The 1347-nt window shown below is 69.0% G+C and carries 3 protein-coding genes and 1 pseudogene; all 4 read right to left on the reverse strand.

Going from position 1 to position 1347, the window contains the following annotated elements:
- Positions 1-365 (reverse strand): Hpt domain-containing protein (locus tag RT567_RS16900; protein ID WP_313577343.1); only part of this gene is annotated, 365 nt, incomplete at its 3' end.
- A 12-nt stretch (positions 366-377) separates the two neighbouring features.
- A complete protein-coding gene (locus RT567_RS16905) occupies positions 378-743 on the reverse strand; it encodes a response regulator (protein ID WP_313577344.1) in 366 nt (121 codons plus the stop codon).
- A complete protein-coding gene (locus RT567_RS16910; RefSeq protein WP_200216410.1) occupies positions 740-1021 on the reverse strand; it encodes an STAS domain-containing protein in 282 nt (93 codons plus the stop codon). Before RT567_RS16910 ends, RT567_RS16905 begins: the two co-directional genes overlap by 4 nt.
- Positions 1021-1347, reverse strand: a pseudogene (locus tag RT567_RS16915) (chemotaxis protein); the annotation flags it as partial. The pseudogene RT567_RS16915 and the gene RT567_RS16910, both read right to left, overlap by 1 nt.

A 1347-nucleotide genomic window follows, 5' to 3' on the forward strand; every position in this document is an offset into this window, starting at 1 on the left:
TCATCGCGCTGATCGTGGTGCAGTGGGCCTATTTCGCCCGCGCCGCGCGCGGCGGCGACGTGGTCGGCCAGCACGTCCGCAGCGCGCAGCAGGGTCTTCACCGTCGGCTCGTCGCACGGCTTGCGGCCCGAGCGCAGCTCGTCCATCAGCGTCTCGAAGACGTGGGCGAACCGCACCAGGTCTTCCAGCCCGAAGGCCCCCGCCCCGCCCTTCACCGAGTGGACGGCGCGGAAGACGGCGTTGATGACCTCGATATCCGTCGATCCGGACTCCAGCGTCAGCAGATTGCCTTCCAGATCGGCGAGCAGCTCCTCGCATTCCTGGAAGAAGGTCGCCTTGATCGCCTCGAACGGATCGTCGCTCATCGTCTCAGATCCTCAGGCCGCCACGCGGCGCACGGCGTCGACCAGACGCACGGGGTCGAACGGCTTGACGATCCAGCCGGTGGCTCCGGCCTCGCGGGCGCGCTGCTTCTTGGCGGCGTCGCTCTCGGTCGTCAGGACCAGCACGGGGACGGCGCTGAACGCCGGGTCCGCCCGCATCTCCTCGATGAAGCCGAAGCCGTCCATGCGCGGCATGTTGATGTCGGTGATGACGATGTCCGGGTTCTCGGCCTGAAGCACCTCCAGCCCGTGGACGCCGTCCTCGGCCTGGACCACGCGATAGCCGGCGTCCTTGAGCGCCAGCATCAGCATGTCGCGCATGGTGCGTGAATCATCGACGGTCAGAACGGTCTTGGTCATTGAGGGGCGTCCTGTGCGGAAAGATCGGAGGGCGAAGCGCCGAAGGCGCTCCATTGGGTCGTCAGCGCCTCGGACGCATTGACGAAGGTCAAAGCCTGGCCGTCGGCGCGCCAGGTGCGGATCGCCGACAACAGCAACTGAAGGCACAGCCCGCCCAGCCGCTCGACGGCCGAACCGTCCAGCGTCAGGGCCTGACCGCGCGCCGCCAGCAGTTCGCCCTTCAGCGGCTCGGCCGCGCGCAGGTCCAGAACCGGGGCCAGAACGACCGTGGCCGTCATCAGAACTCCTCCCAGCCGTCTTCGATGGCTTCAGGCTTCAGGGCGGCGCCACCGCGTCCCATGGTCTTCAGGGCGGCGACCGTTTCGGACACCGGCCGGGCGACGCGGGGCGTCGGCTCGGCGGGGGTTGCGGCGACAGGAGCGACGGGGGCCTTGGGCGCGACGGGCCTGGGGGCCGCCGCAGGACGCGACGGCGCCGCCTGGATCACCTTGAAGTGCGCCACCGAGGCCGCCAGCACGTCGGCTTCCTGGGTCAGGGAGTGGCTGGCGGCGGTCGATTCCTCGACCATCGCAGCATTCTGTTGCGTGACCTGATCCATCTGGTT

This window comes from Brevundimonas sp. (assembly GCF_032107865.1).
Lineage (GTDB): Bacteria > Pseudomonadota > Alphaproteobacteria > Caulobacterales > Caulobacteraceae > Brevundimonas.